Source organism: Pseudooceanicola nanhaiensis DSM 18065, from assembly GCF_000688295.1.
GTDB classification, from domain to species: Bacteria; Pseudomonadota; Alphaproteobacteria; order Rhodobacterales; family Rhodobacteraceae; genus Pseudooceanicola; species Pseudooceanicola nanhaiensis.
In genome coordinates, this window is sequence record NZ_JHZF01000013.1 from 257,281 (window position 1) to 281,216 (window position 23,936).

The 23,936-nt window shown below is 69.9% G+C and carries 25 protein-coding genes and 1 riboswitch; of the genes, 12 read left to right on the forward strand and 13 right to left on the reverse strand.

Annotated features, from left to right (window positions below; genetic code table 11):
• From Q344_RS0111305 to ade, 3 genes are all read right to left on the reverse strand, one after another.
• Positions 1-2,097 carry a 3-hydroxyacyl-CoA dehydrogenase NAD-binding domain-containing protein gene (locus tag Q344_RS0111305; RefSeq protein ID WP_051630582.1) on the reverse strand — a complete coding sequence of 699 codons (2,097 nt, stop codon included), beginning with the start codon at positions 2,095-2,097 and terminating at the stop codon, positions 1-3.
• Positions 2,098-2,250: 153 nt separating this feature from the next.
• Complete coding sequence (locus Q344_RS0111310) at positions 2,251-2,532, reverse strand: hypothetical protein (RefSeq protein WP_028286798.1); 282 nt, start codon at positions 2,530-2,532, stop codon at positions 2,251-2,253.
• Positions 2,533-2,622: 90 nt separating this feature from the next.
• On the reverse strand, positions 2,623-4,323 hold the full coding sequence (gene ade / locus Q344_RS0111315) for an adenine deaminase (RefSeq protein ID WP_036539133.1): 1,701 nt from the start codon (positions 4,321-4,323) through the stop codon (positions 2,623-2,625).
• Between the two features lie 124 nt (positions 4,324-4,447).
• On the opposite strand from ade, the gene aroQ reads away from it, so the two are divergent.
• The 4 genes from aroQ (at position 4,448) to maiA (ending at position 7,686) form a co-directional block, all read left to right on the forward strand.
• A complete protein-coding gene (aroQ, locus tag Q344_RS0111320; protein WP_028286800.1) occupies positions 4,448-4,885 on the forward strand; it encodes a type II 3-dehydroquinate dehydratase in 438 nt (145 codons plus the stop codon).
• Positions 4,882-6,300 carry a hypothetical protein gene (locus tag Q344_RS23805; RefSeq protein WP_036539134.1) on the forward strand — a complete coding sequence of 473 codons (1,419 nt, stop codon included), beginning with the start codon at positions 4,882-4,884 and terminating at the stop codon, positions 6,298-6,300. Before aroQ ends, Q344_RS23805 begins: the two co-directional genes overlap by 4 nt.
• A 64-nt stretch (positions 6,301-6,364) precedes the next feature.
• Positions 6,365-7,054 (forward strand): fumarylacetoacetate hydrolase family protein, encoded by a 690-nt coding sequence (locus tag Q344_RS0111330; protein WP_028286801.1) that lies wholly within the window; start codon positions 6,365-6,367, stop codon positions 7,052-7,054.
• Positions 7,051-7,686 (forward strand): maleylacetoacetate isomerase, encoded by a 636-nt coding sequence (gene maiA, locus Q344_RS0111335; RefSeq protein WP_028286802.1) that lies wholly within the window; start codon positions 7,051-7,053, stop codon positions 7,684-7,686. The genes Q344_RS0111330 and maiA overlap by 4 nt, the downstream gene beginning before the upstream one ends.
• 96 nt (positions 7,687-7,782) lie before the next feature.
• On the opposite strand, the gene Q344_RS0111340 is transcribed toward maiA, so the two are convergent.
• Positions 7,783-8,163: a PaaI family thioesterase gene (locus Q344_RS0111340; RefSeq protein ID WP_028286803.1), complete on the reverse strand. Its 381-nt coding sequence runs from the start codon at positions 8,161-8,163 to the stop codon at positions 7,783-7,785.
• 101 nt (positions 8,164-8,264) lie between these two features.
• Here Q344_RS0111340 and Q344_RS0111345 point away from each other — a divergent pair, with 101 nt between their 5' ends.
• A complete protein-coding gene (locus Q344_RS0111345) occupies positions 8,265-8,660 on the forward strand; it encodes an acyl-CoA thioesterase (protein WP_028286804.1) in 396 nt (131 codons plus the stop codon).
• 7 nt (positions 8,661-8,667) lie between these two features.
• Here the strand turns inward: Q344_RS0111345 and Q344_RS0111350 are convergent, their stop codons facing one another.
• Positions 8,668-9,285, reverse strand: coding sequence for a VOC family protein (locus tag Q344_RS0111350; protein WP_028286805.1), 618 nt, complete (start codon positions 9,283-9,285; stop codon positions 8,668-8,670).
• Positions 9,286-9,352: 67 nt separating this feature from the next.
• A complete protein-coding gene (locus Q344_RS0111355; RefSeq protein WP_028286806.1) occupies positions 9,353-10,531 on the reverse strand; it encodes a MalY/PatB family protein in 1,179 nt (392 codons plus the stop codon).
• A gap of 95 nt (positions 10,532-10,626) precedes the next feature.
• Between Q344_RS0111355 and def (Q344_RS0111360) the strand changes: the two genes are divergently transcribed.
• The 7 genes from def (Q344_RS0111360) (at position 10,627) to thiQ (ending at position 16,559) form a co-directional block, all read left to right on the forward strand.
• On the forward strand, positions 10,627-11,142 hold the full coding sequence (gene def, locus Q344_RS0111360; protein ID WP_028286807.1) for a peptide deformylase: 516 nt from the start codon (positions 10,627-10,629) through the stop codon (positions 11,140-11,142).
• 3 nt (positions 11,143-11,145) lie between these two features.
• Positions 11,146-11,643, forward strand: coding sequence for a peptide deformylase (def, locus tag Q344_RS0111365; protein ID WP_028286808.1), 498 nt, complete (start codon positions 11,146-11,148; stop codon positions 11,641-11,643).
• Positions 11,640-12,134 (forward strand): peptide deformylase, encoded by a 495-nt coding sequence (gene def / locus Q344_RS0111370; RefSeq protein WP_028286809.1) that lies wholly within the window; start codon positions 11,640-11,642, stop codon positions 12,132-12,134. Before def (Q344_RS0111365) ends, def (Q344_RS0111370) begins: the two co-directional genes overlap by 4 nt.
• The gene (gene fmt / locus Q344_RS0111375; protein ID WP_028286810.1) at positions 12,134-13,039 is read left to right on the forward strand and encodes a methionyl-tRNA formyltransferase; all 906 of its coding nucleotides are present in this window, start codon (positions 12,134-12,136) and stop codon (positions 13,037-13,039) included. The genes def (Q344_RS0111370) and fmt overlap by 1 nt, the downstream gene beginning before the upstream one ends.
• A gap of 204 nt (positions 13,040-13,243) precedes the next feature.
• A riboswitch (TPP riboswitch) is annotated at positions 13,244-13,344 on the forward strand.
• Between the two features lie 35 nt (positions 13,345-13,379).
• Positions 13,380-14,357, forward strand: a complete 978-nt coding sequence (thiB, locus tag Q344_RS0111380) for a thiamine ABC transporter substrate binding subunit (RefSeq protein WP_028286811.1) — start codon at positions 13,380-13,382, stop codon at positions 14,355-14,357.
• Positions 14,333-15,880, forward strand: coding sequence for a thiamine/thiamine pyrophosphate ABC transporter permease ThiP (locus Q344_RS0111385; RefSeq protein WP_028286812.1), 1,548 nt, complete (start codon positions 14,333-14,335; stop codon positions 15,878-15,880). Before thiB ends, Q344_RS0111385 begins: the two co-directional genes overlap by 25 nt.
• The gene (gene thiQ, locus Q344_RS0111390) at positions 15,867-16,559 is read left to right on the forward strand and encodes a thiamine ABC transporter ATP-binding protein (protein ID WP_028287826.1); all 693 of its coding nucleotides are present in this window, start codon (positions 15,867-15,869) and stop codon (positions 16,557-16,559) included. Before Q344_RS0111385 ends, thiQ begins: the two co-directional genes overlap by 14 nt.
• A gap of 80 nt (positions 16,560-16,639) precedes the next feature.
• Here the strand turns inward: thiQ and Q344_RS26750 are convergent, their stop codons facing one another.
• From Q344_RS26750 to dapF, 7 genes are all read right to left on the reverse strand, one after another.
• Positions 16,640-18,016: a cytochrome c1 gene (locus Q344_RS26750; protein ID WP_036539137.1), complete on the reverse strand. Its 1,377-nt coding sequence runs from the start codon at positions 18,014-18,016 to the stop codon at positions 16,640-16,642.
• Between the two features lie 19 nt (positions 18,017-18,035).
• The gene (gene petB, locus Q344_RS0111400; protein WP_028286814.1) at positions 18,036-19,379 is read right to left on the reverse strand and encodes a cytochrome b; all 1,344 of its coding nucleotides are present in this window, start codon (positions 19,377-19,379) and stop codon (positions 18,036-18,038) included.
• 15 nt (positions 19,380-19,394) lie between these two features.
• Positions 19,395-19,976 carry a ubiquinol-cytochrome c reductase iron-sulfur subunit gene (gene petA / locus Q344_RS0111405; RefSeq protein WP_028286815.1) on the reverse strand — a complete coding sequence of 194 codons (582 nt, stop codon included), beginning with the start codon at positions 19,974-19,976 and terminating at the stop codon, positions 19,395-19,397.
• Positions 19,977-20,256: 280 nt separating this feature from the next.
• A complete protein-coding gene (locus Q344_RS0111415; RefSeq protein ID WP_028286816.1) occupies positions 20,257-20,862 on the reverse strand; it encodes a glutathione S-transferase in 606 nt (201 codons plus the stop codon).
• Positions 20,863-21,122: 260 nt separating this feature from the next.
• Positions 21,123-21,737, reverse strand: coding sequence for an FMN-binding negative transcriptional regulator (locus Q344_RS0111420; protein WP_028286817.1), 615 nt, complete (start codon positions 21,735-21,737; stop codon positions 21,123-21,125).
• Complete coding sequence (mtaB, locus tag Q344_RS0111425) at positions 21,737-22,996, reverse strand: tRNA (N(6)-L-threonylcarbamoyladenosine(37)-C(2))-methylthiotransferase MtaB (RefSeq protein WP_028286818.1); 1,260 nt, start codon at positions 22,994-22,996, stop codon at positions 21,737-21,739. Before mtaB ends, Q344_RS0111420 begins: the two co-directional genes overlap by 1 nt.
• Positions 22,996-23,826, reverse strand: a complete 831-nt coding sequence (gene dapF, locus Q344_RS0111430) for a diaminopimelate epimerase (protein ID WP_028286819.1) — start codon at positions 23,824-23,826, stop codon at positions 22,996-22,998. Before dapF ends, mtaB begins: the two co-directional genes overlap by 1 nt.
• Positions 23,827-23,936: the final 110 nt, after the last annotated feature.

Genomic DNA, 23,936 nt, shown 5'->3' on the forward strand with positions numbered 1-23,936 from the left:
TCAACCCTCCTTGTTGAGATCAGCGAACGTGGTGCCGTCCGCGGCCATCTTGCGCAGGAGCTCCGGCACCTGCCAGTAGTTCGGGTCTTCTTTCGCATATGCTTCGATCCGGCGCACCAGTTCCTCGGCGCCGATCGTGTCCGCGTAGTGCAGCGGGCCGCCGCGGAACCGCGGGAAACCGTAGCCGAACAGGAAGACCATATCGACATCCACGGGCCGCTTGGCCGTCCCGTCTTCCACGACGCGCGCGGCTTCCGAGATCATCGCCGTCATGTAGCGGTCGACGATTTCCTCGTCGGTGAAGCTCTGGGGCGTGATCCCCTTCTCGGCGCGGACCTCGTCGATGATCGTCTCGACCTCGGGGTTCGGCACCGGACGGCCGGCGTCGTAGAGGTAATACCCCTTGCCGGTCTTGCGCCCGTACCAGCCCTTTTCGGCGATCCGGTCGGCCACGTCGCCACCGTAGCGCGCGTTCGGGTCGAGCCCCTCTTCCTTCATCCGCTGGCGGTTCATGTAGCCGATGTCGAGCCCGGCGAGGTCGCCCACCTTGTGCGGACCCATGGCGAGGCCGAAGCGCTCGAGCGCGTCATCCACCTGCTGCGGCGAGGCGCCGTCGAGCACGAGGAAGGCGTTGACCTTGCTGTAATGCCCAAGGATCCGGTTGCCGATGAAGCCGTCGCAGACCTGGGCCAGCACGCCGACCTTCTTGAGCCGCTTGGCCAGCGCGAAGCCCGTCGCCAGCACGTCGGGCGCGGTCTTGGCGCCCTGCACGATCTCGAGCAGGCGCATCACGTGGGCGGGCGAGAAGAAGTGCAGGCCCAGCACGTCCTCGGGGCGCGAGGTCATCTCGGCGATCTTGTTCACGTCGAGATAGGATGTGTTCGACGCGAGGATCGCGCCCTTCTTGCAGATCGTGTCGAGCTTGCCGAAGATCTCCTTCTTGATCTCCATCTTCTCGAACACCGCCTCGATCACGAGGTCAACGTCCGCCAGATCCTCCATCGCGAGGCTCGGCTCCAGCATGGCCAGCGCCGCATCGCGCTTCTCGGCACTCATCTTCCCGCGGGAGACGGCGCCGTCGAGGTTCTTGGTGATCGTGGCGACGCCCCGGTCCAGACCTTCCTGCGCGACCTCGATCAGCCGCACCGGGATGCCCGCCATCAGGCAGGAGGTGGTGATGCCCGACCCCATCGTACCGCCGCCGATCACGCCGATCTTGTCGAGCGGGCGGGTGTCGCCCTTCGCCTCGGGGATGTTCGACACGGCGCGTTCGCCGAAGAAGGCGTGGATCAGGCCGGCGCGCTGCGGGGTCTGCATGCAGTCGATGAAGCACTGCCGCTCGACCTTCAGGCCCTCTTCAAGGGGTTTGTTGCAGGCGGCGACCGCCTCCACGCATTTGACCGGAGAGATCAGGTGCGGGTTCTTCTTCTTCACCCCCGCCAGCGTCTCCTCGATCACCTTGGCGTCGTAGTCCGCCGTCAGGTTCTTGGTCTTGCGGGTCGAGAGCTTGCCCGCCAGCACGTCCTGCGCCGCGGCCAGAGCCACGTCGCGCGGCTCACCGGACATGACGCGGTCCACCGCGCCCTTCTCGAGCGCCTCCTTCGCCGGGACCTGCCGCCCCGACAGGATCACGTCGAGCGAGAACGGCAGACCGGAGAGACGCGGCAGCCGCTGCGTGCCGCCGGCGCCCGGGAGAAGACCCAGAAGCACTTCCGGCAGGCCGATCTTGGCGCCCTCGATGGCGACGCGGGCATGGGTGGCGAGCGCCAGTTCCAGCCCGCCGCCAAGCGCGGTGCCGTGGATGACCGAGATCACGGGGATCTCGCTGTCCTCGATCTGGTTCAGCACGTCGGGCAGCGACGGCGGCAGCGGGGTCTTGCCGAATTCCTTGATGTCCGCGCCCGCGACGAAGGTCCGGCCCGCGCAATAGATCGCGATGACCTTGGCCGAGGTGCCGATCTGCGCCATCGCGTCCAGCAGCCCCTGCCGGACGGCCTGCCCGGTCGCGTTCACCGGCGGGTTGTCGATGCAGATGAGGGCGACATCGCCCTCCTGCCCGATCGAGATCACGTCGTTGATGCTGGTGGTTTCGGCCATGGGTGCCCTCCGGATACAGTCATGGGGAGCACACGGGGCGTACGATGGATCGCGTCCCGGCTCCTCCCCTGTCGCGCGGCAAGGTATGCCGCGCGGCGAGGGAGGTCAATAAATGGAAATCAGTTTTGCATTGCAGAAAATTGCAGCGCCAGATCAGAGCGGCAGGAGGCTCTGCCGTTTCGGGACCAGCCGCTCGGTCTCTTCCTCCTCCGACTGCACCGGCAGGGGGCCGCAGACCGGCGCCTCTCCGGACCACTGGGTCTTGCCGCAGAGCTGGAGCCCGCCGCCGTCGCGGTCGATGGTGATCACGCTGACGAAGGGATGGCCCGTGGGCGCCGTCAGCCTGGGCGCGCCGCGCGCGATGTCCGACTGGGCCTGCGCCGCGCCGGCGATGGTGAGCGCGGAAACCGCGCCGAGAAGTAGGGTCCGGGTCACTCTCTCGTGCCTCCTGTTGACGTCTGGGCCCGACATACGCCCTGCGGCACCGGATGTTGCGTGACAAAGCCGTTCATCGGCCGTGAGCGGTCAGGAGATGATCTCGAATTTCGTCACGTCGACCATGCCGCGGTCGGTGATCTTCAGCGCCGGGATCACCGGCAGGGCGAGGAAGGCAAGCTGGAGGAACGGCTCCTCGAGCGTCACGCCAAGCGCCCTGGCCGCGGCCCGGAGCACGACGAGGTCGTCATGCACCGCCTCGAAGGGCGCAAGGCTCATCAGCCCGGCGACCGGCAGCGGCAGCTCGGCCTGCACGCGGCCGCCTTCGACGACGACGAAGCCGCCCTCGATCTGGCCCAGCCGGTTCGCGGCCAGCGCCATGTCGTCGTACTCCACGCCGACCACGGCGATGTTGTGATGATCGTGGCAGACGGTCGAGGCGATCGCGCCCCGCTTCATCCCGAACCCCCGGACGAAGCCGGTGGCGATGTTGCCGTTCCTGCCGTGCCGCTCGATCACCGCGATCTTCACGAGGTCGCGGGACGGGTCGGGCCGCTTGTCGCCGTCCTCGACCGGGATCTCCTCGTGCAGGTGCTCGGTGATGATCTTGCCGTCGATGATCCCGATCACGTCGGTCTCGCTGCGGTTGGCCGTGCTGCGGAAATCCTCGGGCGTGACCACCGGCGCCTCGACCGAGTTCCGGCCCACGGGCGCCACCGGCCGCCGTTTCGCGAAGGCCGTCTCCTCAAGCAGGACGCCGCCCGCGAAGACCATGCCGGCGCGGCAGGTCGCAAGCTCGTCCAGCACCACGATGTCCGCGCGCTTGCCCGGCGCGATCTGGCCCCGGTCCTTCAGCCCGAAGGCCTCGGCCGCCGAGAGGCTCGCCGCGCGATAGACGGCGAGCGGCGGGCAGCCCAGCCGGATCAGCTCCCGGATCATGTAGTCGAGATGCCCGTGCTCCCCGATGTCGAGCGGGTTCCGGTCATCGGTGCACAGGCACATGTAGGCGCTGGTCACATCCGTCAGCAGGGGCTGCAAGGCATGCAGATCCTTCGAAACAGAGCCTTCCCGGATCAGCACCCGCATCCCCTTCTGCAGCTTCTCGCGCGCCTCCTCGGCGGTGGTCGCCTCGTGCTCGGTCCGGATGCCGGCCGCGACATAGGCGTTCAGGTCCTTCCCCACGAGCTGCGGGCAATGGCCGTCGATATGCCGCCCCCGGAAAGCCTCGAGCTTGGCCATGCAACCGGGGTCCTGGAAGATCACGCCGGGGTAGTTCATGAACTCCGCCAGACCGATCACGGCCGGGTCGTCCATCAGCGGCGTCAGATCCTCGGCCATGATCTCGGCCCCCGCCGTCTCCATGTGCGAGGACGGGACGCAGGAGGACAGGTTCACGCGGATGTCGATCACGGTCTCGCGGGCACAGGCGAGGAAATACTCGATCCCCGCCACGCCGATCACGTTGGCGATCTCGTGCGGGTCGCAGATCGCGGTCGTCACCCCCCGCGGCCCGACGCAGCGGTCGAACTCGTGCGGCGTCACCAGCGAGCTCTCGATGTGTAGATGCGTGTCTATGAAGCCGGGAACGAGCGTTTTGCCGGTGACGTCGATCACCTCGCGCCCCTCGTAGGCGGCCCCGATCCCCACCACCGTGTCGCCGCAGATCGCCACGTCGCCGTCGATCATCGAGCCGGTCACCACGTCCAGCACCCGCCCGCCGCGCAGGACCCTGTCGGCGGGCACGTCGCCGCGGCCTTGCGAGATCAGGTCGGACAGGGAGGGACGTGTCATGAATTCACCATGGGAAGAAGAGCTTCCGCCACAGGTGAGCCGAAAGCGCCGGCCCTGTCCAGATCGGCCATTGCACCATGCGGGCTTGCATGGCAGGTCTCGGCCAGACCAGCGGAACCCTGACATGGCGAAAATCCTGATCCTCAACGGGCCGAACCTGAACCTGCTCGGCCAGCGGCAGCCCGAGATCTACGGCGCCACGACCCTGTCCGACATCGAGGCCTCCTGCGCGAAACTGGGACAAAGCCTCGGGTTCGAGACGGAATTGCGCCAGTCGAACCACGAGGGCGTGCTGGTCGACTGGATCCACGAGGCGCGGGGCACCACGGCCGGGATCGTCATCAACCCGGGCGCCTATTCGCACACCTCCGTCGCGATCCTCGACGCGCTGAACGCCTACGAGGCGCCGGTGATCGAGGTGCATATCTCGAACATCCACAAGCGCGAGGCCTTCCGGCACCATTCCTTCGTCTCGACCCGCGCCGAAGCGGTGATCGCCGGCTGCGGCCCGCACGGCTACGAGCTGGCCCTCCGACACCTCGCGGTGATCGCCGGGGCATGAGCGGACCCGCGCCGCAGCCCGGCCTGGACATCCGGCTGACCGGCCCGGTGATCGTGGCGCTCACCGCGCTGGTGGCCGTCTCGCAACTGGGCGGCCCGGCCTGGGCGGGGCTGGCGGCGGCGGGCCTCTATCCCTTCCTGATCCTGCTGCTCATGCCCCGCGTCCGGCGCACGCGGCTGATCTTTCCGGCCCTGGCCGTCGTGCTGACGATCGCCGCGCTGGCGACGCGGCCGGACTGGCCCGGGACCATCCTGTCGGCCCTCGACCGGGCGGCGTTCATCGCGGCGTTCTTCTCGGCGCTGACCTCGCTCAGGCACGCCGCCGACGGCTCTCCGGCGATCCGGACCTGCGGCATGTACCTCGCGCACCAGCCGCCGGGGCGGCGCTATATCGCGCTGTCGGCCGGCGGGCAGATGTTCGCGCTGCTGCTCAATTACGGGGCGATCGCGCTGCTCGGCTCGCTCGCCACCGCGGCCGCGCGCGAGGAATCCGACCCCGAGATCCGCCAGCACCGGATGCGCCGCATGCTGCTCGCCGTGCAGCGCGGCTTCATCTCGATGCTGCCGTGGTCGCCGCTCGCCTTCGCGGTGGCGATCATGTCGTCGCTCATTCCCGGCGTCACCTACGGGCGCACCCTGCCCTACGCGATCTTCACCTCGGTCCTGCTGGTCGCCATCGGCTGGGCGCTGGACACGCTCTTCAAGCCGCGCCTCGCCCGCGCGGCGCCGCCGCAGGCCCGCGGCGAGGGCGAGACCTGGCGCGCGCTGCTGCCGCTCGGCGGGCTGCTGGTGCTGCTGATGACCGTCGCGCTCACCCTGCACGAGACGACCGGCGCGCGGATCACCGCGATCATGCTGGTGGTCGTGCCCGCCATCGCCGCCCTGTGGTTCACCGTGCAGGGGCCGGAGGGCGCCCGGCTCCGGCACGGCGCGCAGCGGGTGCGGGCCTATGTCGGCCTCGACCTGCCGCGCTACCGCGACGAGGTGCTGCTCCTGTCGCTCGCGGGCTACATCGGCTCGGTCGGCGCGGTGCTGCTGACGCCCCTGATCGAACAGACCGGGTTCGACCTGCATGTCCTGCCCGGCTGGGCCGTCCTCGTGGCCGTCGTCTGGCTGATGCCGCTGACCGGGCAGCTCGGGATGAACCCGATCCTGTCGGCCACGCTGATCTATCCCTTCGTGCCGGATGCGGCGGTGCTGGGGGTGACGCCGACGGCGGTCTTCATCGCCTTCACCGGGGGCTGGGCGCTCTCGGGGTCGAATTCGCCCTTCGCGGCGACGACCCTGCTTCTGGGGAATTTCGCCGGGATCTCGGCCTTCCGGGTGGGCTGGCAGTGGAACGGGGTCTACACGATCTGCTGCGGCGTCGCCCTGTCGCTCTGGGTCGCGGCGATGGCGCTTTTCGGTCTCGGATAGAGCCGCTTTCCCCCGCCGCCCGCGCGCCCTAGTATCGCGCCGAACTCTGACAGAAGGACCGATCATGAGCCTGTTCGACCTCCCCTCCCATCCCGACGTGCCCGTGAAGGGCGAGTCCGAGGGCTATCCCGTCCGCCGCATCTTCTGCGTCGGCCGCAACTATGCCGCCCATGCCGCCGAACTGGGCAACGAGGTTCCCGAGGCGCCCTTCTACTTCACCAAGATGCCCGCCCACCTCGTGCTGAGCGGGGCCGAGCTGCCCTATCCTCCGGGCACCGCGAATTATCACCACGAGATGGAATTCGTGATCGCCATCGGCGCGCCCGTCTTCAGATGCACCCCCGAGGAGGGGCTGGCCGCCGTCTACGGCTATGCCGCGGGCCTCGACATGACGCGGCGCGACCTGCAGAACGAGGCGAAGGACCAGCGCCGGCCCTGGGACCTGTCGAAGGATTTCGAGGGCGCCGCGGTGATCGGCGAGATCACGAAAGCCGCCGAGTTCGGCCCGGTTTCCGACCAGAAGATCGTGCTGACGGTCGACGGCGAGACCCGGCAGGACGCGACGCTGGCCGAGCTGATCCACTCGGTCCCGGACGTGATCGCGCATCTCTCGGGCTACTACCACCTGGAACCGGGCGACCTGATCTACACCGGCACGCCGGCGGGTGTCAGCGCGGTCGAGGCCGGCGCGGTGCTGGAAGGGTCGGTCGAGGGGCTCGCCCCGGTCAGTCTGACGCTCGGCGCGGCGGAATGAAGCTCCTGGCGCGATCCGGATCCTCGGCGGCCTACCGCTGCCGGATCGCGCTGAACCTGAAGGGCATCGCGGCGGAGATCGAGAACCTCCCCGCCGGCGCCCATCGGGACGCGGCCTATCTCTCGGTCAACCCGCAGGGCCGGATCCCGGCCCTGCTGACCGACGAGGGCGCGCTGGTCCAGAGCATGGCCATCCTCGACTATCTCGACGAGCTCGTGCCCGACCCCTCGCTCCTGCCCGAGGGGTTGCATGCGCGGGCCCGGGCGCGGGGCGTGGCGCAGATCATCGTGGCGGATGTGCATCCGCTGCAGAACGTGGGCGCAATGGAGGTGATGGGCGGGATGTTCGGCGTCGATGCGGAGGGCCAGCGGGCCTGGGCGCGGCACTGGATCGAACGCGGGCTCGCCGCCTGCGAGGCGCTGCTCGCGCGGGAGACCCATGGCGGGGCCTATGCCTTCGGCGACCGGCCCGGCCTCGCGGACCTGTGCCTCGTGCCGCAGATGCGCAACGCGGCGCGCTTCGGGGCGGATGTCTCGGGGCTGATCCGGATCAACGCGGTGACCGAGGCCTGTCTCGTTCATCCGGCCTTCGTGGCAGCGCATCCCGACCGGCATCCGGATCCGGACGGATAGGGCGCAGGGGGGCCAGCCCCCCGTCGGCCGGAGGCCGACTCCCCCCGGGATATTTTCGGCAAGAGGAAGCAGGCGGGATCTGCGGCCTGTTCGGGTCTAATCCGAGGGGATGTGGCTGGTCGTCATCTCGATCATGACGCGGCCGTCGGGGCGGGTGACACGGGTGCGGACGACGGAGAGGCGGCGGCCCTGTTTCACGTAATCGGCGCTTGCGGTCAGCGTGCCCTCGCGGGTGTTGGCCAGGAGGTTCGCATTCAGGTTCACGGCGAGGGGGAAGCCCGCCATGCCCTGGCGTGCCTCCCTGTCGCCCAGCACGAGGCGGGTGGCGACCACGTCGGCGAACCAGATCATCGCGCCCGCGTGGACCGTGCCGAAGGGGTTGAGGATGCCCGGCTGGACCTCCATCTCGCCGCGCGCCGTGCCATCGCCCTCGTAGCGGGCGGTGAAGTCGATGGTGCCCTCGAACCTGTCGGTCATGGCGTCCTCCGTTTTGCCGCGGCAGGCCACGGCACGAGACGGGTTGCAAGCCCGGGCCGAAGCGCGAGGATGGGCGGGATCCGCGACGGAGGAGAGAGACCATGGCCGGAACCGAGACGCTCAGGACCTATGTGCAGCCCTGGCATTGCGACGAGATGGGGCACATGAACGTGCGCCATTACCTCGGCATGTTCGACGATGCCGCCTTCGTGCTGCTGGCGATGATCGGCCATGTCACCGACGAGGCCTACGGCTGGGCCGATGTGCAGCACACGCTGCGCTACCTTGCCGAGACGCCGCAGGGCTCGGCCGTGGTGGTGACCTCGGAGCTGGTGAAGCTGGGGACGAGGTCGATGACCGTGCTGCACCGGATGCAGGACGCCACGAACGGCACGGTGCGGGCCGAGGCCGAGACGGTGACCGTTTATTTCGACCTCAGGGCGCGGAAGGCCGCGCCGATCCCGGAGCGCTACCGGGCGGCGCTGGAGGCGCTCTGATCCGGGTCTAATGCAGCCATTTCGGGCCGCCGGGCGTCGCGACAAGGGCGGCGAGGGACGGGGCCGGTGCGGCCGCGACGACCACGCGCGGGTCGGAGAAGAGCGGATCGAGGCGGGCGGAGAGGCGCGCAGGCTCCGGGTGGCCGATGTCGAGGCGGAGGAGGTCGAGCCCCGCGTCGGGCATCGCCCGTGGCGGCAGCGGGTCGGTGCGCCATTCGATGACGCTCGGGAAGGTGCCGCCTTCGGGCAGCGCGCCGTCCTCCGGCACCGTCAGCAGCCAGCTGAGCGCGCCGCGGCTCACCGGCAGGGCGGGGCCCGAGGCCCGGGGCAGGCGCGGATGCAGTGCGGCCATGTCGTCGGTGCGCACGACCCAATGGGCGAGGCGGGGCGCCGCGGGCGGGGTGTCGAGCGTGAACCAGCGGGGCCGCGCCGGCGGGGCCGCCGCGGGATCGACGGCGATCACCTCGAGGAAGGCGGCGGCGCCGAGGCGGACCAGGTGGTTGTGGGTGCCCATCAGGGGATGGGCACCGCCCGGCGGCAGGCGCAGGCCGATCTGCGCCTCGACATGGTCGAGTCCCGAGGCGAGATCGGGGGCAATGACGACGATATGGTCGAACTCGGTCATGGCGGCGCAGGTCCCGGCGATGAGGTGGCGAAGGTCGGGGCGGGATCCTGCCCGCCCCCGTTCGAGCCTATTGCAGGTCCTTGAAGGCCTTCTGCATCCGCTCGACCGCCTCTTCCACCCGGCTGCGCGGGGTGGCGAGGTTGAAGCGGTTCCAGCTCTCCCCACCCTGCCCGAAGGTCAACCCCTGGTTGACGGCGATCTTCGCGTCCTCGGCGATCCGGCGCATGACCTCGTCGCGGTCCATGCCGGTGCCGCCGAAGTCGACCCATGCGAGGTAGGTGCCCTCGAGCGGCATCGAGCGCAGGCCCGGGATCGCGTTGATGCCCGCGTCGAAGACCTGCGCGTTCTGCCCGATATAGGCGCACATCTCGTCGACCCATTGCGCGCCCTCGGGCGAATAGGCGGCGGGGACCATGTGCTTGGCGAAGGCGTTCGGGGAGAGGCCCAGCCCCGCGATCGTCGCGGCGAAGGCGGCTTTCAGCCCCTCGTCCTCGAGGATCACGTTGCCGGTGTGCATGCCGGCGAGGTTGAAGGTCTTGGTGGAAGCCGTCATCATCACCGTGCGGCCCCGCGCCTCGGGCGCGGCGACCGAGAAGGGCACGTGCTTGTGGCCGGGCAGGACGATGTCGCAATGGATCTCGTCCGAGACGACCAGGAGGTCGTGCTTCTCGGCGAAGGCGGCAAGCTGGCGCTGCTCCTCCACCGACCAGACCCGGCCGCCGGGATTGTGCGGCGAGCAGAAGATGATCATCTTCTCGCGCCCGGTCATCCGGGCCTCGTAGGCGTCGAAATCCATCTCGTAGCGGCCGTCGTTCAGCGCCAGCTCGAACTGGACGATCTCGCGCCCGCCCGCCGCGATCACCTTGTGGAAGGCGTGGTAGACGGGGGTGAAGAGGATGATCCCGTCGCCCGGTTCGGTCCAGGTCTGCATCGCCAGCGCGGCGCCGTTGACCAGGCCATGGGTCGAGAAGATGCCGTCGTCATCTGCCGCGATCTCCCAGCCGTGACGCTCGCGCGCCCACCAACGGATGGCGGAAAGATAGGCGCCTTCATCGCCGAAATAGCCGAAGACGCCGTGATCGGCATAGGCCTTCACCGCGTCGATCACGCCCTGGGGCGGGCGGAAGTCCATGTCGGCGACCCACATCGGGATCCCGTCCTCCGGGGAGACCCCGGCGAATTCCTGCATCTTGTCCCATTTCGCCGAATGGGTGCCCCGCCGCTCGATCAGCTCGTCAAAGTTCATGGTCGTCCTTTCTGCTTGGCGGGGACGCTATAGCACCTGTTTCCGAGGGCAAGTGCGCCGTTGCACACGAAACTTCCATCGCCTACATGAAGCGGATGAAGCGCCCGATCCTGATCCATCCCGACCCGCGCCTGAAGAAGGTCGCCGCCCCGGTGGCGGACCTTTCGGACGAGTTGCGCGTGCTGGCCGACGACATGCTCGAAACCATGTACGACGCGCCGGGAATCGGGCTGGCCGCGCCGCAGGTCGGGGTGATGAGCCGCCTGCTGGTGATGGATTGCGTGAAGGACGACGGTCCGCCGCAGCCCTTCGTGATGTTCAACCCCGAGATCGTCTCGGCCTCGGACGAGAAGAGCGTCTACGAGGAAGGCTGCCTTTCGATCCCCGACCAATACGGCGAGGTCGAGCGCCCGGCCGAGGTCGAGGTGCGCTGGATCGACCGCGACGGGAAGGCGCGCGAGGAGCTCTTTGCCGGGCTCTGGGCGACCTGCGTGCAGCACGAGATCGACCACCTGGACGGCAAGCTCTTCATCGACTACCTCAGCCCGATGAAGCGGCAGATGATCACCCGCAAGATGCAGAAGCTCAAGCGCGAACGCGCGAGGGTCTGAGGCATGGCGGTCCTGCCGATCCTGCGCTGGCCCGACCCGCGGCTCATGCGGGTCTGTGCGCCCGTCGGGCCGGACGAGGATGTCGCGGGGCTGGTTTCCGACATGTTCGAGACGATGTATGCCGCGCCGGGCCGGGGGCTCGCCGCGCCGCAGGTCGGCGTTCTGAAGCGCATCTTCGTGATGGACGTGACCTGGAAGGAGGGCGACCGCACGCCGGTGGCCTGCATCAATCCCGAGATCCTCGCATCCGCGCCCGAGATGGCGGTGGCCGGAGAGGCCTGCCTGTCGATCCCCGGCGTGGCGGCCGACATCGCGCGGCCCGCCTGGGTCCGGCTGGGATGGAGCGACCTGCAGGGCGCGCGGCACGAGGCGCGACTCGAGGGCTTCCGGGCGGTCTGCGCGCAGCACGAATACGACCATCTCGACGGCAAGGTGATCTTCGACCGGCTGGGCGCGGAGGACCGCGCGGCGCTGGAGGATGCCTACGAGGGGCAGGCATGAGCGTCCGCCCGATCCTGCAATGGCCGGACCGGCGGCTGCGGACGGCGGCGGGCGACGTGGCCGAGGTGACAGACGCGGTCCGGCAGGTCTGGGCCGACATGGTCGACACCATGGAGGCGATGCCGGGCGTGGGCCTTGCCGCCGTGCAGATCGGCGTGATGCAGAGGCTCGCGGTGGTGGATGCCTCCGACAGACGGGGCCAGGCGGTGCTGCTGGCCAACCCGGAGGTGCTGCATGCGAGCGTGGAGCTGCGCCCGCACGAGGAGGCGAGCCCCTGCCTGCCGGGCGTGTCCGCGAAGATCGAGCGGCCACGGGCGGTGACGGTGCGCTTCCTGAATGTCGAGGGCGCGGTCGAGGAGCGGGATTTCGTCGGGCTCTGGGCGACCTCGGTGCAGCACCAGATCGACCATCTGGCCGGGCGGATGTATTTCGACCGGCTGAGCAAGGTGAAGCGCGACATGCTGCTCAGGCGCGCGCGGAAGGGGGGCTGATGCGGATCGTCTTCATGGGCACGCCGGATTTCTCGGTGCCGGTTCTGGACGCGCTGGTCGCCAAGGGGCACGAGATCGTCGCCGTCTACTGCCAGCCGCCCCGGCCGGCGGGCCGCGGCAAGAAGGACCGCCCGACGCCGGTCCATGCGCGGGCCGAGGCGCTCGGGCTCGAGGTCAGGCATCCGGTGTCGCTGAAGGGTGCCGGGGAACAGGCCGCCTTCGCCGCGCTCGGTGCCGAGGTGGCGGTCGTCGTGGCCTATGGGCTGATCCTGCCGCAGCCGGTGCTGGATGCGCCGGCGCATGGCTGCCTGAACATCCACGCCTCGCTGCTGCCGCGCTGGCGCGGCGCAGCGCCGATCCACCGGGCGATCATGGCGGGGGACGCCGAGACCGGCATCTGCATCATGCAGATGGAGGCCGGGCTCGACACCGGGCCGGTGCTGCTGCGCGAGGCGACGCCGATCGGCCGCAACGAGACGACCGGAGAGCTGCACGACCGGCTGTCGCGCATCGGCGCCCGGCTGATCGTCGAGGCGCTCGACCAGATCGGCGACCTGGTGCCGGTGCCGCAGCCCGACGAAGGCGTGACCTATGCCGCCAAGATCGACAAGGCAGAGGCCCGGGTCGACTGGTCCCGTCCCGCCGCCGAGATCGATCGGCAGATCCGCGGCCTGGCGCCCTTCCCGGGCGCCTGGTGCGAGATCGCGGGACAACGGGTCAAGCTGCTCGCCTCGCGTCTCGCCAAGGAGCAGGGGCCGGCGGGGCGGGTGCTCGACACCATGCTGACCGTGGGCTGCGGCGAGGGCTCGGTCCAGGTGCTGCGGCTGCAGCGTGCGGGCAAGGGGCCGCAGGACGCCTCGAGCTTCCTGCGCGGCATGCCGGTGCCCGCGGGCACGCAGCTCTGAGGCCGGAGGGGGGCCAGCCCCCCGTCGGCCGTTGGCCGACTCCCCCCGGGATACATGGACCAGGGGAAAGTGGGGGGCCGGCCTCCTGCTTTCCTCTGGTCCTTGTATCCCCGCCGGAGGCATGAAATCGCTGTCCGGCGCCCCCCGCCCGCGCCGTCCCGGCAGCGGAGAGCCTTGCCCTCGCCCGTCGCCCGCACTAGGCTCCGGCCTACCTCGGGGAGCCTGACAGGGCTGAGATGCGGCGACGCGAACCCGTTGAACCTGAACCGGTTAAGACCGGCGGAGGGAAGGTTGTTCGCAGCATCCGAAATCTCCGCCCGTCGCGATATGGAGGATGCACATGAGACATCTTGCGATTGCCACGGGACTTCTGTTTGCCACGCAGGCCGCGGCGCAGGACCCCGTTCTGACGATCTACACCTATGACAGCTTCAACACCGAATGGGGCCCCGGCCCGGTGGTGGAGGCGGCCTTCGAGAAGGAGTGCGGCTGCGACCTGAAGTTCGTCACCGCAGGGGACGGCGCGGCGCTGCTGTCGCGGATCCGGCTGGAAGGCGCGCGGACAGAGGCGGACGTGGTCCTGGGGCTCGACACCGCGCTGATCGCGCAGGCGGCCGAGACCGGTCTCTTCGCGCCGAGCGGGGTGGAGGCCGGGTACAACCTGCCGATCACATGGCGCGACGAGACCTTCGTGCCCTTCGACTGGGGCTATTTCGCCTTCGTCGGGCTGAAGGACGGGCCGAAGCCGGGATCCTTCGAGGATCTCGCCGCCGGCGACGCCACCGTGGTGATCCAGGACCCGCGCAGCTCGACCCCCGGGCTGGGTCTGCTGATGTGGGTGAAGGAGGCCTATGGCGACCGGGCCGAGCAGGTCTGGGAGGGCCTCGCCGACAACATCGTCACCGTGACGCCCGGCTGGTCCGAGGCCTACGGCCTGTTCCTCGAGGGCGAGGCGGACCTCGTGCTGTCCTACACGACCTCGCCCGCCTATCACCTGATCGCCGAGGAGGACGACACCAAGATCGCGCTGCCGTTCGAGGAAGGCCATTACCTGCAGGTCGAGGTCGCGGGGATGCTCGCCGGCACCGACCAGCCGGAGCTCGCGCGGGACTTCCTGCAGTTCATCACGACCGACGCCTTCCAGTCGGCGATCCCAGAGACCAACTGGATGTACCCGGCCGTGACGCCCGACGGCGGCCTGCCCGAGGGTTTCGACACGCTCGTGCAGGTCGACAAGCCGCTGCTGACCGCGCCCGAGGCGGCGGCCGGGATCCGGGACGCGGCGCTCGAGGAATGGCGCCGCGCGCTCTCGCAATAGGCCGCGGCTGGCCGGGACGGCTCGCGGCGCTCTGCGTCGCGGGCTTCCTTCTCGCGCCCCTGGGCGCGGTGCTCTGGCGTGCGGGCGGGGCCGGCTGGCCCGGCGCCGCCGACTGGGCGGCGGTGCGCTTCACGCTGGTGCAGGCCGTGCTGTCGGCGGCGATCTCGGCCGCGCTCGCGGTGCCGGTGGCCCGCGCGCTGGCGCGGCGGCGGTTCCGGCTGCGCGGGGCCTATGTGGCGCTCATGGGGGCGCCGTTCATCCTGCCGGTGATCGTGGCCGTCATGGGCCTTGTCGTCGTCTTCGGCCGGGGCGGCTGGATCAACGACCTGCTGGGGCTGGCGGGGCTTGGCCCGGTGTCGATCTACGGGCTGCACGGGGTGGTGCTGGCGCATGTCTTCTTCAACCTGCCGCTCGCGGTGCGGCTGATCCTGCAGGGGTGGCAGGAGATCCCGGGCGAGCGCTTCCGCCTCGCCGCGCAGCTTGGCGCGGGACCGGCCGAGATCCGGCGGCTTCTGGAATGGCCGATGCTCAGGCGTGTCCTGCCGGGGGTCTGCGCGGTGATCTTCGCCATCTGCCTCACCAGCTTCGCGGTGGCCCTGACGCTGGGCGGCGGGCCGCGCTCCACCACGGTCGAGCTGGCGATCTACCAGGCGTTCCGCTTCGAATTCGACCTCGGCCGGGCGGCGATGCTCTCGGTGATCCAGTTCGCGATGGTGACGCTGGCGGGCCTGGCCGCGCTGCGGCTGTCGCGGGGCGAGGGGTTCGGAACCGGATTCGACCGGGTGGTGCCCCGCTGGGACGCGCGCGGGCGCTGGCTGCGGCTGGCGGACGGCGCCTGGCTGGTCGTCACGGGGGTCTTCCTGCTCGGGCCGCTCGCCGCGGTGGCGTGGCGGGGGCTGCCGGGGCTCGACGCGATGCCGGCGAGCGTCTGGACGGCGGCCCGCGCCTCGCTCGCCGTGGCGCTTGGCGCGACGGGGGTGACGATGGGCCTGACCCTGGCGATGGCGCTGGCCCGGCGGGGCTGGGTGGAGCTGATCGGGCTCGCGCCGCTTGCCGCCTCGCCCCTCGTGCTGGGCTCGGGGCTGTTCCTGCTGCTCAACCCTGTGGCGAACCCGGCGTCGCTGGCGCTGGCCGTCACCATGGCGGTGAACGTGGTGATGGCCCTGCCCTTCGCGCTGCGCATCGTCGGACCCGCCGTCGCGGGGGTGGAGGCGGATTACGGGCGGCTGGCGGATTCGCTGGCGATGCGGGGCGCGGCGCGCCTGCGCTGGCTGGTCCTGCCGCGCATCCGCCGGCCGCTGGGATTCGCGGCGGGGCTGACGGCGGCACTGTCGATGGGCGACCTGGGGGTCATCGCGCTGTTCGCCGATCCGGAGCGGGCGACCCTGCCGCTGACCATCTTCCGGCTGATCGGCGCCTATCGCATGGAGGCGGCGGCGGGCGCGTCGCTGTTGCTGCTGGCCCTGAGTTTCGGGCTCTTCGCCCTGTTCGACCATGGAGGCCGCTGGCGTGCTGACACTTGAGGCGCTGGACATCCGGCAAGGCGATTTCCGGCTGCGGGCCGACTGGTCGGTGGCGGCCGGCGACCGGGTGGCGCTGATCGGGCCCTCGGGCGCGGGAAAATCCACGCTGCTCTCGGTGGTCGCGGGGTTCTTCGCAGCCGCGTCGGGCCGGGTCCTGTGGGACGGGCGCGACCTGACCGGCGCGGCCCCCGGAGAGCGTCCCGTCGCGATGCTGTTCCAGGACGGGAACCTCTTTCCGCATCTGACGGCGGCGCAGAACGTCGGGCTGGGCATCCGGCCGGACCTGCGGCTCGCCCCGGCGGACAAGGCCCGGGTGGCCGAGGCGCTGGCCCGGGTCGGGCTGGAGGGCTACGGCGCGCGCAAGCCCGGCGCCTTGTCGGGCGGGCAGCAGAGCCGCGTGGCGCTGGCGCGTGTGCTGGTGCAGTCGCGGCCGCTCCTGCTGCTGGATGAACCCTTCTCGGCCCTCGGCCCGGCGCTCAGGGCCGAGATGCTCGATCTTGTCGCCGGGCTCTGCGCCGAGAAGGGCGCGACCCTGCTGATGGTGAGCCATGCGCCGGAGGATGCGCAGCGGATCGCGGACCGGCTGGTGCTGGTCGACGAGGGCGTGGCCGAGGCGCCGGTCGCGACGGCGGAGGCCTTCGCGCGGCCCTCCGACCGGCTGCGGCGCTACCTGGGCTGATCCGAGGGGCCCCCGCCCGACAGCCTGCCCAAAGGAAAAGGCCCCGCCGGAGCGGGGCCTTTCATCTTTGGCGGACGGGATCAGTCCCGCTTGGTCCGGTGCTTGTGCGGGTACCAGATCCGCTTGTTGGTCAGGTAGAGCAGCACGGCCAGGATGCCGAGGAAGATCACCCCGGTGAAGCCGGCCTGCTTGCGCGCCATCATCTTCGGTTCCGCGGCCCACATCAGGAACGCGGCGACGTCCTCGGCCTCGTGGCTCAGGTCGTTCGCGTGACCGTCGGCGAATTCCACGTCCTCCCCGGCGAGCGGCGGGGCCATGGCGATCCAGCCGCCGTCGAAGGCGGTGTTTTCGTAGAACGTGGTGCCGGCCTGTTCCCGCGTCCTGCCCGTGTAGCCGGTCAGGATCGAGTAGATGTGCTCGGGGCCGCCGATGCCGTTGACGAACTGGTTGATGCCCAGGCCGTAGGGACCGTGGAACCCGGCACGGGCCTTCGCCATCAGCGACAGGTCGGGCGCGTTTTCCAGGGCCGAGCCGGGGAAGTGGTCGCCGGGCGTCGCCGGGCGGAAGTCTTCCAGCTCGTCGTCATAGACCTCGAAGTTCGCGGCATAGGCGCGGACCTGATCCTCGGGCATGCCGGGGCCGCCCTCGTCGCCGATCGTGCGGATCGGGACGTAACGCAGGCCGTGGCAGGCCGAGCAGACCTCGGTGTAGATCTGCAGGCCGCGCTGAAGCTGGAACTGGTCGTAGGCGCCGAAGGGGCCTTCGAAGGAGAAGTCCACGTCGGTCGTGTGCGTCTCGCCGTGACCGCCCGCGGCATGTTCTTCCTCGGCGGTGTCGCCTTCGATCTCGGTATGCTCGGCTTCCGCGGCCTCGCCGGCCTCGGGTGCCACCGCTTCGGTCTCGACGGTGTTCTCCTCGGCGGCGGGGCCGACCTCTTCACCGGCGGCGTCGATGGCATCGGGGCCGTCCTCGGCCTCAGCGGAGGGCTCTTCGCCCGCGGTCACGACGGAATCGCCGGTCTCTTGCCCGGTCGTCGCCTCCGCATCCGCGGCGGGTTCTTCCTCGGTGGTCGCCTCGGCCTCTGCTGCCGGGGCTTCCTCAGTGGTCGCCTCGGCCTCTGCTGCCGGCGCTTCCTCGGTGGTTGCCTCGGCCTCTGCTGCCGGGGCTTCCTCAGTGGTCGCCTCGGCCTCTGCTGCCGGAGCTTCCTCGGTGGTCGCCGCGGGCGCGTCCTCGGTCGTTGCCTCGGCTTCGGCTGCCGGAGCTTCCTCGATCGTCGCCGCGGGCGCGTCCTCGGTCGTCGTCTCTGCCTCGGCCGCGGGGGCCTCGGTTGCGGCGGCCGGCGGAATCTCGGTCCTGGGCTCGTCCGTGGTCGTCGCCTGCTGGGCCACGGCGGGGAGACCGCCGAGACCGATCAGCAGGGCCAGTGCGCTGACGGAAAGCGTTGTCTTGCGGATCATTTCAATCGTTCCTTTCCGCTCACTCGGCCGGTTTCACGATGGTTTCGGTGCCGCCCGTGTGGGGCGCGTAATGGGCATCGAAATCCTCTTCGATGGTCGCCGGGGGCGCCTTCGGCTTCTCGATCACGCCAAGCAGCGGCAGGATCACGAGGAAGTAGGCGAACCAGTAGGTGGCACCGATCAGCGAGATCGTCGAATAGGGCGGTTCCGCCGGCATCGCTCCACACCACATCAGGACGATGAAGTCGACGACCAGCAGGGCGAACCACCATTTGAACATCGGGCGGTAGCGGCCCGAGCGCACCGACGAGGTGTCGAGCCAGGGGACCAGTGCCATCACCGCGATCGCGCCGAACATGGCGAGCACGCCGAAGAACTTGGCGGTGATGATGCCGCCGGTGATCCAGCTGGCGAACATCACGACCCAGACGTCGGCGGTGAAGGCCCGCAGGATCGCGTAGAACGGCAGGAAGTACCATTCGGGCACGATGTGCGCGGGCGTCGCCAGCGGGTTCGCCTCGATGTAGTTGTCGGGGTGGCCGAGGTAGTTCGGCATGAAGCCCACCACCGCGAAGAAGATCAGCAGGACGACGGCCAGGCCGAAGAGGTCCTTGATCACGAAGTAGGGCCAGAACGGCAGCGTGTCCTTCTCGGCCTCGGCCTTGGAGCCGCGGCGCACTTCGACACCCGTCGGGTTGTTGTTGCCGGTGGAGTGGAACGCCCAGATGTGGACGATCACGAGGCCGGCGATCACGAAGGGCAGCAGGTAGTGCAGCGAGAAGAAGCGGTTCAGCGTGGCGTTGTCCACCGCGGGCCCGCCGAGCAGCCAGGTCTGGATCGGCTCGCCGATCAGGGGGATGGCGCCGAACAGGCCGGTGATGACGGTCGCGCCCCAGAAGGACATCTGACCCCAGGGCAGGACGTAGCCCATGAAGCCGGTGGCCATCATCAGCAGGTAGATCAGCATGCCGACGATCCAGGTCACTTCGCGCGGGGCCTTGTAGGAGCCGTAGTAGAGGCCGCGGAAGATGTGGATGTAGACGGCGAAGAAGAAGAGCGAGGCGCCGTTGGCGTGCAGGTAGCGCAGCATGTGGCCGCCGTTCACGTCGCGCACGATGTGCTCGACCGAGGCGAAGGCGTAATCGACATGCGGCGTGTAGTGCATCACCAGCACGATGCCGGTCGCGATCTGCAGCACCAGGCAGAAGGCCAGAACGATGCCCCAGATCCACATCCAGTTCAGGTTCTTGGGCGTGGGAATGAAGAGCGTGTCATAGAGCAGGCCGAGCACCGGAAGGCGCGCGTGAAGCCATTTCTCACCGCCCGTCTTGGGCTCGTAGTGATCGTGGGGAATACCGGACATGGTGACTTACCTCCCTCAGCCCAGAACGATTTCGGATTCGCCGTCGAACCGGGCAACGGGGACGGGCAGGTTTTCCGGGGCCGGGCCCCTGCGGATGCGGCCGGCGGTGTCGTAGTGCGACCCGTGGCACGGGCAGAACCAGCCGCCGAAATCGCCGGCCTCGCCGAGCGGCACGCAGCCGAGGTGGGTGCAGACGCCCATCATCACCAGCCATTCCTCCGCGGCCTCGCCCTCGGCGCCCTCGGGCGACAGGGCGCGGTTCGGATCGGTCGCCTCGGCGCCCTCCGGCAGGTTCGCGTTCCGGGCATTGGGGTCGGGCAGGTCCGACATCGGCACGCCGCGCGCCATCTCGATCTCTTCCGGGGTGCGGCGGCGGATGAAGACCGGTTTGCCGAGCCACTTGACCGTCAGCTGGGTGCCCGGTTCGACGCCCGAGACGTCGACGCGGATCGACGACAGCGCCTGCACGTCGGCGGAAGGGTTCATCTGGTTCACCAGCGGCCAGACGGCCGCCCCGGTGACCACCGCGCCCGCACCTGCGGTGGCATAGTAGAGGAAGTCTCTTCGGGTGCCTGCGTGATCGTCAGCGTGGGACACGAGTTCGTCTCCATTACCTGGGCCTGTGAGGCAGGCCATAATGTTCGTTGGGCCGCGCAGGGCACAGCCGTTCGGTGCGGTTCTTAGCGGCGCAACTTCGTGACGTCCAGAGAACAATGGACGCAGGCCAAGGGGAGGCGCGCATGTGTCGCGGTCTGGACGCGCGGCAGGGGGATCGCCCCGGCCGCATGGGGGGAATCGGTGCCGGTCGGGGAACGCGATGCGGCGGCCGCCCCGCCGGGACAGCCGCCGCCATGCGCGTCGAAGGCCGTGGTCCGGGTCAGGCCGGCGCGGTGGCCTTCATCGCCTCGCGCTGCGCGAAGGTCTCGTACCACGCGGCCAGCGCGTCGCATTCCTTGCGCCAGCCGTACTGGTCGTGCCGGAAGTCGAGGTAGCCGAGCGCACAGCCGAGCGCGATCTGACCCATGTCGAGCGGCCCTGCGAGGTGGCTCATCCAGCGGTCGTTCACCACCTTCACCGCCCGGGCGATCTTGGCCCAGTGCGAGTCGATCCATTCGTCCATGACCTTGTCGGCCGGCCGGAGGCGCTTTTCATAGGCGATGCCGGTGACCGCGCTGTCGAGGATCCCGTCGGCGGTGGCCTCGAGGGTCAGGACCTCCCAGAGCCGCGCCTCGGGGTAGAGACCGGCCTGCGCCTTCGCGTCGAGATAGCGGCAGATGACGCGGCTGTCGTAGAGCGTCGGCCCGTCGTCGCGTGCAAGCGAGGGGATCCGCGCGAGCGGGTTCGCGGCGGTGAGCGCCGCGTCGGACTCGAGCAGCGAGGTCGAGACCGGCATCTCCTCGACCTGACCGGTCAGGCCGGCTTCGCGGATCACGACCCGGACCTTGCGGACATAGGGCGATGCGTTGGAGGAAAAGAGTTTCATGCGGGCTCCCCTTGGATATGCGCCGTCACGTTAGGTAACGGCCGGGGGGAAGTAAATCGGCGAGACCGGCGCGGGCGGGACGAAGCGGAGGGGGCCCGGACACATGGTCGATCGCGGCGCCCCCCGCGCGGCTGTCGCCTTGGCTACCGCCGGCTCCGGGGGCCCGAGGGAAGTGCACATGGCGAGGGTGGCGGGGGCGCTGCCCCCGTCGGCCGGAGGCCGACTCCCCCGGGATATTTGGGGCAAGAGGAAGCAGGCCGTCAGGCGCGGTCGGGCGGGGTCCGCATCAGGGCCGCGAGGGCGGGATCGCCGGCGGCTTCGACGCCGTCCGCAGCGGCCCGGCGCACCGCCTCGGGCTTGTTCTGGGAGAGCTTCCAGGTGCCGTCGATCTCCTCGATGGCGAGGCGGGCGGGGACGATGGCCCGCATCATCCGCTCCATCAGCCCCCCGGTCATCTTGTCCGAGGTCCAGGGTGTCTTCGGCAGACGGCGCTCGAACTCCGCCGATTGCCGGTCGAGGAGGTCCTGCAGCCCCGCCTGCGGGGTAAGTTCGAGCGTGCCCGTGAGGTGGACGGCGACGTAGTTCCACGTCGGCACCTGGTCCTCGATCCGGTACCAATCGGGCGAGACATAGCCGTGCGGCCCGGCGACCACGAGCCGCGCGGAGGCCGGCGCGGCGAGGGCCGCGACGATGGGATTGGGGCGCGCGAGGTGCACAAGCGCCTCGGTGCCGGCCTCGTTCAGCAGGAAGGGGACGTGGCTGACGAGCGGGGCCGCCGTGCCGTTCGAGACGGTCAGGATGCCGAAGCCCTGGTCGCGCGCGAAGGCGAGGTTCGTCGCATCGCCGGCGTCGCGGAAAGCGCGGTTGGGGTGCATCAGGCCAGGAGCCCCGTGGCGCCCGCGCCGCGGATCCGGGCGGTGACGATGGCGCCCTCGGGCTGGTCGGTCCCGAAATGCACCTCGGCGAATTGCGCGGTGCGGCCCATCCGGGGGCTTTCCATCAGCACGGCGTGGTCACGCCCGACCTGCGCGGCGTGATGGGCCTGCGCCGCCACCTGCCCCGCGGCGCGCAGCCGCGCGGCCCGCTCCTTGATCGCCACGCCGTTCACCTGCGGCATCCGCGCGGCCGGCGTGCCGGGGCGGGGCGAATAGGGGAAGACGTGCAGCCAGGTGAGGCCGCATTCCTCGACCAGCCGGAGCGAGTTGTCGAACATCGTCTCGGTCTCGGTCGGGAAGCCCGCGATGATGTCGGCGCCGTAGGTCATGTCGGGGCGGAGCCGGCGCGCCTCCTCGCAGAATCGGATCGCGTCGTCGCGGAGGTGCCGGCGCTTCATCCGCTTCAGGATCATGTCGTCCCCCGCCTGGAGCGAGAGGTGGAGATGCGGCATCAGGCGCGGCTCGGTGGCGATCGCCTGCATCAGGCTCTCGTCCACCTCGATCGAATCGATCGAGGAGATCCGCAGGCGCGGCAGGTCCGGGACCAGCCGCAGGATCCGCAGCACGAGGTCGCCGAGCTTCGGCGCCATCGGCAGGTCGGCGCCCCAGGAGGTCAGGTCCACCCCGGTCAGCACGACCTCGTTATAGCCGCGATCCACCAGCCGCTTGATCTGATCGACCACGACGCCCGCGGGGACCGAGCGGGAATTGCCGCGCCCGAAGGGGATGATGCAGAAGGTGCAGCGGTGGTCGCAGCCGTTCTGAACCTGCACATAGGCGCGGGACCGGGTGCCGAAGCCGTCGATCAGGTGGCCGGCGGTCTCGGTCACCGACATGATGTCGTCGACCTGCACGCGCTCGGTCTCTCCGATCAGGTCGGGGACCATGCGTCGCCAGCTCTCGGGCTGCATCTTCTCGGTATTGCCGAGGACGATGTCGACCTCTTCCATCGCCGCGAAGGTCTCGGGCTCGGTCTGGGCGGCGCAGCCGGTGACGATCATCCGCGCGTTCGGATTGTCGCGCTTCAGGCGGCGGATCTCCTGCCGCGCCTTGCGGACGGCCTCGGCGGTGACCGCGCAGGTGTTCACGATCACCGCGTCGTCCACGCCGGCACGCGCGGCGAGATCCTTCATCGCTTCGGTCTCGTAGGCGTTCAGGCGACAGCCCAGCGTCGCGAAGACGGGCACCTTGCGGTCCATCAGGACACCCCCGGGAAATCTGCGTCGAGTTCGGCCCGGAAGACGAGCGCCGTCGGCCCGGACATCCAGACGCCGTCCTCGCGCCAGTCGAGCTCAAGCCAGCCGCCGTCGAGCTCCATCCGGACGCGCCGGTCGGTGAGCCCGCGCAGATGGGCCGCCACGGCCGTCGCGCAGGCGCCCGAGCCGCAGGCCAGGGTGATGCCGGTGCCGCGTTCCCAGACGCGCATCCGGATCTCGCCGGGGCCGCGCACCTCGGCGAATTCGACATTGGTGCGCTCGGGGAAGAGCGGGTCGTGCTCGACCTCCGGGCCGCGGAGGGCCGGGTCGGTCGCCTCCGCATCGGCGACGAAGACCACGCAATGCGGGTTGCCCATGCCGACACCCACCGGATCCCCGTCGAGCGGCAGATGCAGCGGATCGACCTCGCGCGCCAGCGGGATCGCGTCCCAGTTCAGCTGCGGCGGCCCCATGTTCACCCAGAGCGTCCCGTCCTCGCGCCGCGCCTCGAGCAGCCCGCGCGCGGTGCGGATGGTTAACCGGTCGCCCCCCTCGCCCATCACGAGCTCGGCCACGCAGCGGGTGGCGTTCCCGCAGGCCCCGGCCCGGCTGCCGTCGCTGTTCCAGAAATCGAGCGCGATGTCCGCATCCGTGCCGTCGCGAATCTCGGCGAGCTGGTCGAATCCGACGCCGCGGTGACGGTCGCCGAGGGCGCGGGCCAGCGCGGGCGTGGTCACGGCGTCGCGGCCCCGTGAATCGATGATCACGAAGTCATTGCCCGCCCCGTGCATCTTCAGGAAGGCCAGAGTCTTATGAGTCGCCGCGTCGCGCATGGGCGGGCATATAATCCCTTGGCACGCGGTTTGAAAGCATGGTGAAAACGGGTGCCGTAACGGCGTGGCCTCAAATCCCGGCAGGGCGCCAGTTTTCCGCTTGACCTCCC

Coding starts and splice junctions, on each gene's coding strand:
- Q344_RS0111415 (WP_028286816.1), bottom strand. CDS start 20,862: ATGAAACTCTTTTCCTCCAACGCATCGCCCTATGTCCGCAAGGTCCGG.
- Q344_RS26750 (WP_036539137.1), bottom strand. CDS start 18,016: ATGATCCGCAAGACAACGCTTTCCGTCAGCGCACTGGCCCTGCTGATC.
- petB (WP_028286814.1), bottom strand. CDS start 19,379: ATGTCCGGTATTCCCCACGATCACTACGAGCCCAAGACGGGCGGTGAG.
- def (WP_028286808.1), top strand. CDS start 11,146: ATGGCGGTCCTGCCGATCCTGCGCTGGCCCGACCCGCGGCTCATGCGG.
- Q344_RS0111350 (WP_028286805.1), bottom strand. CDS start 9,285: ATGACCGAGTTCGACCATATCGTCGTCATTGCCCCCGATCTCGCCTCG.
- Q344_RS0111385 (WP_028286812.1), top strand. CDS start 14,333: ATGGCGCCGCGCGCTCTCGCAATAGGCCGCGGCTGGCCGGGACGGCTC.
- mtaB (WP_028286818.1), bottom strand. CDS start 22,996: ATGGACCGCAAGGTGCCCGTCTTCGCGACGCTGGGCTGTCGCCTGAAC.
- def (WP_028286807.1), top strand. CDS start 10,627: ATGAAGCGCCCGATCCTGATCCATCCCGACCCGCGCCTGAAGAAGGTC.
- Q344_RS0111305 (WP_051630582.1), bottom strand. CDS start 2,097: ATGGCCGAAACCACCAGCATCAACGACGTGATCTCGATCGGGCAGGAG.
- Q344_RS0111420 (WP_028286817.1), bottom strand. CDS start 21,737: ATGCACCCCAACCGCGCTTTCCGCGACGCCGGCGATGCGACGAACCTC.
- Q344_RS0111355 (WP_028286806.1), bottom strand. CDS start 10,531: ATGAACTTTGACGAGCTGATCGAGCGGCGGGGCACCCATTCGGCGAAA.
- Q344_RS23805 (WP_036539134.1), top strand. CDS start 4,882: ATGAGCGGACCCGCGCCGCAGCCCGGCCTGGACATCCGGCTGACCGGC.
- def (WP_028286809.1), top strand. CDS start 11,640: ATGAGCGTCCGCCCGATCCTGCAATGGCCGGACCGGCGGCTGCGGACG.
- fmt (WP_028286810.1), top strand. CDS start 12,134: ATGCGGATCGTCTTCATGGGCACGCCGGATTTCTCGGTGCCGGTTCTG.
- thiB (WP_028286811.1), top strand. CDS start 13,380: ATGAGACATCTTGCGATTGCCACGGGACTTCTGTTTGCCACGCAGGCC.
- maiA (WP_028286802.1), top strand. CDS start 7,051: ATGAAGCTCCTGGCGCGATCCGGATCCTCGGCGGCCTACCGCTGCCGG.
- dapF (WP_028286819.1), bottom strand. CDS start 23,826: ATGCGCGACGCGGCGACTCATAAGACTCTGGCCTTCCTGAAGATGCAC.
- Q344_RS0111340 (WP_028286803.1), bottom strand. CDS start 8,163: ATGACCGACAGGTTCGAGGGCACCATCGACTTCACCGCCCGCTACGAG.
- Q344_RS0111330 (WP_028286801.1), top strand. CDS start 6,365: ATGAGCCTGTTCGACCTCCCCTCCCATCCCGACGTGCCCGTGAAGGGC.
- Q344_RS0111345 (WP_028286804.1), top strand. CDS start 8,265: ATGGCCGGAACCGAGACGCTCAGGACCTATGTGCAGCCCTGGCATTGC.
- ade (WP_036539133.1), bottom strand. CDS start 4,323: ATGACACGTCCCTCCCTGTCCGACCTGATCTCGCAAGGCCGCGGCGAC.
- aroQ (WP_028286800.1), top strand. CDS start 4,448: ATGGCGAAAATCCTGATCCTCAACGGGCCGAACCTGAACCTGCTCGGC.